Consider the following 7467-nt stretch of genomic DNA (forward strand, 5'->3'; position numbering starts at 1 on the left):
GATGAGTCTTACGGTTTGAAGTTTGAATTCCTTGTCGTACTTTTTCGTCATTTCGGACACCTCGATTATGAATGCTTTTATTGTCGCACTCTCGGTTCTCCGTGTCCAATTTAAAGTCTAGCATCAGATTTATTTTTTAGAGTCATAAACTCTATTCCCAACATAAGAAACGTCCACAATCCGATGGCATATAAAAAATGAAAAATCCCTACCTTATCTTCATAAATGGTATTTCCTAAAAAATCTCCAAGTACTAACACAAAAACTAAGTGAAACGGGGTTAACTGATAGATGGATGTTCTGCCTGTTATGATAATGATAAAAAATAAAGTTGCAAAACCAACGATGACTTTGATCGTCAGTAAACCAATATTAACTTCTTCCAAAGTTTTTTCCTCCAATTTAAATTTTACTTAGTTGTAAGATCTTGAGGTTTAGATAAAGAGGCTAGTTTTAGTATTAAAGCTCGAGTTACAATTCCAACAATGATGTAATATATGAATGAATATCTGTATCTCCACTCTAAATAATTAACAAGTTTGACCCACTCGCAAAAGGGTTCACCTATATAGGCATATGTTAGTGCCATAATGATCTGGGCTAAAATAAAAGATTTCCATGTTCTAAAATATTGATATAACAACATGTACAGGTACCATTGAAAAATCAAAAGGAAAGGCCCTAGGAATAAAAGGTAGGAATGCAATGGGGTAATCCCAAAAACTGTATTGTGCACCAACTACATCTAATAAGGTTGTTGTCAAGATAATTATGGTACCAAATAGCAAGATTTCTAAAATAATGTCTCGTTTAACAAGTTTAACCCATATAACCCAAGGCACAATTAAAAAAACGACGAGAATCCACCATTCCCAAGTTAAAAACTCATTTTTTAGCCAACTATTTAATTCTAAAAGATACAGCTTATCTTCTAATAATCGTATTTCCTTTAGATTTTCAGAAATATTATTTATTGAAATCACCCCTATATTTAAATGAAAAGGTAACAGATATTTTTGATTTCAAACTCTTTGAGCTGCCTTTTTAGTATTACCGTTTTTTGGTAATAAATTTTCATCGTAAATAAGAAAAAACAAACCCGATGTTGGAAGTTCTTATAACACGGGTCTTAGACTTTTTAAAAATTAAAAATATTTTAGAAGCAAACATCTGTTAAATCTCGATTTAAGATAGAACAAAAAAACAGGAAGCCACAACTTATAATAATGGAGAAAGCAGGCGTGCACCCTGTTCAACAATGCGCTCGGTTAGGGATCGTTGCAACAAATCTTCAATTCTTAATGGTATAGAATCAGTAAGATCCCTCTCGAACTGCTCTGTGAGTTCCCGTGCCACATCAGCACTATACAAGATTTCACATACCTCGTAATTTAGGCGATAACTTCTTATATCATAGTTTGTGGAACCCACCTCTGAAATCTCCTCATCGATAACCATCAGTTTCGCGTGCAGCATACCTTTGTCGTACATGTAGATATGAACTCCGGATTCTAGCAGTTCTCCGTAGTAGGTACGGCTTGCAGGTCCTACGATTCTGGGAATTACGTGGCGTGGAACCAGTAATCTTACGTGCACACCACGTTCCACAGCTGTCTTTATTGCCATGATAATATCTGCATCAGGTACAAAGTAAGGGTTGGTAATGTCAATGGTCTGGGTTGCTTGTGTCAGGCAAATGAAGTAAGCCTCACGGATAACTTGAGTAGGAATTCCAGGATTACCTTCGAACGTCTGCACGTACGCTTCATGTAAGGCCTGTGATGTGCTCGGTACGTTGTCAGCTCCGGCGTGATCTATTGTGCTAAGTTCAGGACCCCATTCTGCCGACCAATCGGAAATAGTAGTAGCCTTACCGGATGGAGAGATGTTCTGCGATTTATGCCTTGAATCCTGAATGGATTCTCGCATATCATTTGTTTTAGTGCTTATCTTTGTTCTTTCCGGCGAAGCGATTTTCCAATGTGCATTAAAAACAACTTGCAAATCATTTGCAGCTTCACCTACAATTCGCATATGGGTATCGCGCCAGAACCCTATGTTCGGCTTCAATCCAGTATACTCATCCCCGATATTAATCCCACCTGTAAAAGCTTCCTTTCCGTCGATCACAACAATCTTACAATGATCCCGGTAAGTCAAAGTGGACAGAATCCAAGGGAAGCGCAATGGAAATATCGTGCGACATTTAATTCCGGCATCGGTCATCCGAGTGATCTGTGATTGCGGAAATTTTCGGCTCCCCCAACCGTCTCTCATAAAGCGAATCCGTACACCGACATCTGCCTGTTCAACCAGCAAGTCCGTAATGCGCCTTCCAATTTGGTCATCCTTGTATACGTAGTATTCAAGATCAATTGTCTTTTGGGCGTTCCGTAAGGATTCAATGAGTTTCTCGTATGTTTCAATGCCGTTCGTAAGCATTTGAACACGCCCTACCCGAAGCCCCTGCACAGTCAAATGCCGCAAAGAGTGAGCAATAACCGAGGCTGAACGGCTGAATGAATCAGGTAAGGTATCTAACTCATTTTGCGGAGAAGTTAGTCTTTTTCGAGGAATACGCACTGGATTCGAAGTCATGAGATAAAATAGGAAACCGATAATAGGTAAAATGAGCCCTATGGCTAACCAATTTAAAGCCTTTGCCGGCCGACGAACCTCACGAACCGCTACAATTAACATAAAGACTGTATTCACTATGCACAGCCCAAGAATCCACATAAAAATGAACCCCTCCTTTGTATTATCAGTTAAGATGTGCATTCTGATACGTGCTTATTCGCTTCAAAATTCAAGTATTGATTCTTAATGAGAGGAACTCCCCCTAATGTATATCCTTTTATTCATTCTCCCATAATTAATAAAAAGACTCGAAAAAGTACGATTGGGAGGGAAATATCTTGGAAGATATTCATATTGGTTTACTGACGATCAAAGTCGTCGCAGGTTTTGTCACCTTATTTTTTATCATTATAGTAACAGGCAGGACATCCATCTTACAGTTAACCCCATTTCACTTAGTTTTTGTGTTAGTGCTAGGGGATTTATTAGGAAATACCATTTATGAAAATCAGATGGGGATTTTTCATTTTTTATATGCTGTCGGATTGTGGACGCTTCTTATGATGGGTGTAGAGTTTCTAACCTTGAAAAAGAAATCGACTCGTTCCCTTTTGGTAGGCAATCCTGCGATTATCATTCGTGATGGTATCATTGACCGAAAGATAGCTAAAAATAACAAATTGGATGTAAATCAAATATTGAGTATACTACGACAAAGTAATATTTTTTCAGTACGTGAAGTCAAATACGGTATACTGGAACCTAATGGTCAAATAAGTACATTACTAAAGTCCAAATATCAAAAACCGACCAAGCAAGATCTTAATCTCCCAGAAAGCCCAGTAGAACTCCCAATTAGCTTGATTATCGATGGTGAAATTTTATGGGATAATTTAAACGAACGTGGGTTTGACCAACAATGGTTAGAAAATGAATTAACTTCTAATGGGTTTAACGATAAAACCGAGATATTCTATGCCGATTGGCAAGTCAGTGAAGGCATTCATATAAGCCCTAAACAATAAAACTTGATTCTTGTCATATTTATCGAAAGCTGTGTGTCTTTGATTCTTTAAAATATCTCAAGATAAACTGAAAGAATTTTAAATGCAGAGTTGTAGCAAATAAGTAAAACGAAAATGAATAAAGCATTGTCCAGCCGTTAAACTTGAAGACATTAAGAATAACGGCTAACCATTCAAAGCCAACGGATAGAAGGGACCACATCATTACATAAGCTGTAAAATATAATCCGGTTGGATTGAATTTGTCATATAAATATACGGACAATAGAGCGTAAGGGGTGTACATAAATACGTGATTACATCAAACAATTCATATTTCTTAAGATCATTGATATCATACAAATCCAAGGGCGGGGTTGCGATGGTATGATCCATCATAATAGCAACAGTAACGGTGAATAAGATAACCAACACAGATATTACATGAGGATATCTTTTGGGGACAAATAATAGACCAGATAATGAGCACTGGGATTAGGAACACCCTCATAAGTGCCATAGTCCAATAATGAGTTGGATGATCGCCAAAATCAAACATTCCCATATTTAATGCGAAGATCGTCATGAAATTATGATGGATAATATTAACAACCATCCAAATAAAGATCATTTCGAAATGATGGACATTTTTCTTAGACACCCCATAGGAGATATACATTACTACAGTTATCGAAAAGAATATTGAAAATGCCATAGGGTCCTCCAAAAATGTACTTTGTAATATCAATTATTACACTAGAAAAAACAAATAAACACTTAAAATCCCCATTCGGTATATTGGAATCCAATGGTCAAATAATGCTACCGACCGCCACGACTAAAAGGTCAAACGAATTCGGGCATCATTTCCTTGAGCATCCGTATATCGAATTTGTTTTTCCCCACTATCCACGGATGTGACCGTACCTTGCACGAATTCGAATCCTTCTAAAAACCAAATGCTTTCAGGGAATCATAATCTCTTCTTCGACCGTGGTCGGCTGGAACAACCTCAATTTGCGCAAATGCCCGGGCTGCTTGTCGAACAAGAAGTCATGACTTCTTGCTTAGCACATTCAAATGAATCTGTATGGGAATAAAAGAAAGTGGTGAGGAGATAATAAACAGGAATTAAATAAACAAATTAGAAGGGGGGGTAAAAATGAATAAGAAGTGGCTTAAAATTGTAACGGTAATTTTTCTATCTGCCGTCATTTTAATGGGTTGTAATAATACTGAAGATCCTGTTGAAGACCCAGCAGATGTGACTGATCCAGACAATATAGATAATGTTGGTCCAAATATTGAAGATCCTGTTGAAGACCCAGCAGATGCAGTTGATCCAGATCCTATAGATGATGTGGACCCTAATACTGAAGATCCTGTTGAAGACCCAGCAGATGCAGATGATCCAGATCCTATAGATGAATAAAAATAGTGATTTAAACTGCTCTGGCGATTTGAAACATATATATAAAATACCTTATAAGGCTGCCTTATTTCCATATCCCCTGGAAAATGGCAGCTTATTTTCACTGACAAAAATTCCCTTCTAAATCACTAGAAATGAGCCTAAGTCTTCAGCAGAAAGAGTCAGTTTTAAGATCAAACATCAGTTGACCTGCGACACAAAAAAGAAGACTATCCAACACTTAGGACAGTCTCTCTGGTGCAATTATTGTTGCTTGTATTGCGGTTCTTCTAACTCAATTTGTTGCTGACGCTGTTGCAGTTGTTGCATGGCCTGATCCATGGTTTGACTTAATTGTTGAAATTGCTGCTTCATTTGTTGATCTTGAGTTTCAAGAGAAAAAGTTTTTAAACTCGCAGCGGCACTTTGCACGCTTGCTATACATTGCTGAAGTTGAGTTGCTACTGTCATGTGTTTTCACCTCCATATGAACCATTGTTATTTTAGCCCTGATAAAAGGTATTTATGTTAGTGAAATTTAGAAGTTTTTGTAAGCCGCTGCTATTTAACCCTTTGATCGGAATATCAGGGAAGCAATGAAGCCGAAAATGATTGCCGCAGAAATTCCTGCACTTGTCACTTCAAAAATGCCAGTAACGACACCAATTAGGCCATTCTTTTCGGCCTCAGCCATCGCACCATGAACTAAAGCATTACCGAAGCTAGTGATGGGAACAGATGCCCCCGCACCTGCAAAGTCGATTAATGGTTCATATAAACCCAAACCATCCAAAATGGCACCGACTACGACCAAAGTTGTGATGGTATGTGCTGGGGTTAGCTTTAACTTATCCAACAGAAGCTGTCCTGCTACACAGATTAAACCGCCTACTACAAATGCCCAAAAAAAGATCATATGTTTTCCGTCCTTTCAATGGATACAGCGTGAGCAATGCAAGGGATCGTTTCCTTCTGCTGAAAAGTAATAGGGGAAAGCAAGGCACCTGTTGCTACCATAAGGACCCGATTCAATTTGCCTTTTGCCATTTCCTTTAAAATATGTCCGTAAAACACAGTTGCTGAACAACCTGCGCCGCTTGCACCTGCGTCAACAGGCTGATTCTCTTTATAAATCATTAAACCGCAATCTCCAAGCCTATCCTGTGGTATTTCCAATCCATGTTCTTTTAACAAATCTGCACAAATTCGGTGCCCCACTCGACCTAAATCACCTGTTAGAATCAGGTCATAATAATTCACATCTACATTCATATCCTTTAAATGAGCTTCAATGGTATCCACAGCCGCAGGAGCCATAGCCGCACCCATATTAAATGGGTCTGTTATTCCCATATCTACTATACGTCCCATCGTTGCAGAAGTAATCTCAGGACCTATTCCTCGATTTACTACTATACCTGCTCCAGCACCGGTAACGGTCCATTGAGCGGTAGGAGGCAGTTGTCCTCCATATTCCGTTGGGTATCTAAATTGTCTTTCTACCGCTTCATTATGGCTTGCTGTTCCTGCTAAAACATAATCTGCTTGCCTCGCATCAACCATAAGTGCAGCTAAAGCCAAACCTTCCATGGATGTGGAGCAGGCACCAAACAAGCCAATATAGGGAGAGCCTAATGTTCGCGCAGAAAAACTCGAGGTGACAATCTGATTCATGAGATCACCTGCTAGGTAAAACTGTATGTCCTCTTTTTTCATTCCTGCTTTATCAATCGCCTTTTCACAAGCTTGTTCCAACAATTTCTTTTCCGCTTTTTCGAAACTATCCTGACCCAGCCAAAAATCCTCATGGAGAATATCAAAGTCAGCCGCAAGAGCACCTTTCGCCTCAAACGGACCTCCAACAGCTGCAGAGGAAGTAATAACAGGTCGATTCGGAAATGTCCAGGTTCTACCTTTTCTCATCTCTTACATTCCTCCTTGCAGCCAAGTGAGCCATATGGTTTTAACTAATGCAATGACAAAAGCGGAAACCACGCCGAATACAATGACGGGACCTGCTAATTTAAACATATTGCTGCCCACACCTAGAACATAGCCTTCACTTCTATAATCAATGGCTGCAGAAGCAATCGAATTGGCAAATCCGGTTACAGGTACTGCTGAGCCTGCCCCAGCCCAGCGTCCGATATGATCGTACAGGCCTAATCCCGTGAGCAAAACAGAAATAAATATAAGTGTAGCAACGGTTGGATCTCCCACAGTTTTTTCTGTAAAATCAAAATAGGTCATATAAAACCATGAAATACATTGTCCAATGAGACAAATTGTTCCTCCCACCAAAAAAGCTTTAACACAATTCCATAAAACAGGACGATGCGGCTCCCTGGACCTCTGTCAATAGATTGGACACATAAAATCGAGAGAATTACGCAGCCGGATGAAACATACGTTCGTATTGATTTGGAGTGAAATACCCTATAGAGGAGTGGATTCTTTTTCCATTATAGAAGC

At 39.0% G+C, this 7467-nt stretch carries 9 protein-coding genes and 1 pseudogene; 2 read left to right on the forward strand and 8 right to left on the reverse strand.

Features of this window, described 5'->3' with window-relative positions:
• Positions 1-110: 110 nt before the first annotated feature.
• From ACFPXP_RS08785 to ACFPXP_RS08795, 3 genes are all read right to left on the reverse strand, one after another.
• Positions 111-386, reverse strand: a complete 276-nt coding sequence (locus ACFPXP_RS08785; protein ID WP_379893850.1) for a hypothetical protein — start codon at positions 384-386, stop codon at positions 111-113.
• Positions 387-623: 237 nt separating this feature from the next.
• Positions 624-983: a CBO0543 family protein gene (locus tag ACFPXP_RS08790; protein WP_379893851.1), complete on the reverse strand. Its 360-nt coding sequence runs from the start codon at positions 981-983 to the stop codon at positions 624-626.
• Between the two features lie 235 nt (positions 984-1218).
• A complete protein-coding gene (locus ACFPXP_RS08795; RefSeq protein ID WP_379893852.1) occupies positions 1219-2739 on the reverse strand; it encodes a phospholipase D-like domain-containing protein in 1521 nt (506 codons plus the stop codon).
• A 179-nt stretch (positions 2740-2918) separates the two neighbouring features.
• Between ACFPXP_RS08795 and ACFPXP_RS08800 the strand changes: the two genes are divergently transcribed.
• On the forward strand, positions 2919-3605 hold the full coding sequence (locus ACFPXP_RS08800; RefSeq protein WP_379893853.1) for a DUF421 domain-containing protein: 687 nt from the start codon (positions 2919-2921) through the stop codon (positions 3603-3605).
• A 1141-nt stretch (positions 3606-4746) separates the two neighbouring features.
• Positions 4747-5016 carry a hypothetical protein gene (locus ACFPXP_RS08805; RefSeq protein WP_379893854.1) on the forward strand — a complete coding sequence of 90 codons (270 nt, stop codon included), beginning with the start codon at positions 4747-4749 and terminating at the stop codon, positions 5014-5016.
• 243 nt (positions 5017-5259) lie between these two features.
• Here the strand turns inward: ACFPXP_RS08805 and ACFPXP_RS08810 are convergent, their stop codons facing one another.
• The 5 genes and pseudogenes from ACFPXP_RS08810 to ACFPXP_RS08830 all read right to left on the reverse strand — a co-directional run.
• Positions 5260-5466 (reverse strand): DUF1657 domain-containing protein, encoded by a 207-nt coding sequence (locus ACFPXP_RS08810; RefSeq protein ID WP_379893855.1) that lies wholly within the window; start codon positions 5464-5466, stop codon positions 5260-5262.
• Positions 5467-5560: 94 nt separating this feature from the next.
• Positions 5561-5911 (reverse strand): stage V sporulation protein AE, encoded by a 351-nt coding sequence (spoVAE, locus tag ACFPXP_RS08815; RefSeq protein ID WP_379893856.1) that lies wholly within the window; start codon positions 5909-5911, stop codon positions 5561-5563.
• The gene (gene spoVAD, locus ACFPXP_RS08820; RefSeq protein ID WP_379893857.1) at positions 5908-6918 is read right to left on the reverse strand and encodes a stage V sporulation protein AD; all 1011 of its coding nucleotides are present in this window, start codon (positions 6916-6918) and stop codon (positions 5908-5910) included. The genes spoVAE and spoVAD overlap by 4 nt, the downstream gene beginning before the upstream one ends.
• A 3-nt stretch (positions 6919-6921) precedes the next feature.
• A pseudogene (spoVAC, locus tag ACFPXP_RS08825) lies at positions 6922-7350 on the reverse strand (stage V sporulation protein AC); the annotation flags it as partial.
• Positions 7351-7381: 31 nt separating this feature from the next.
• Positions 7382-7467, reverse strand: an 86-nt coding sequence (locus ACFPXP_RS08830; protein WP_379893747.1) for an IS3 family transposase, incomplete at its 5' end; no start/stop codon positions are given.

The organism is Marinicrinis lubricantis (genome assembly GCF_042658665.1).
Lineage (GTDB): Bacteria > Bacillota > Bacilli > Paenibacillales > KCTC-33676 > Marinicrinis > Marinicrinis lubricantis.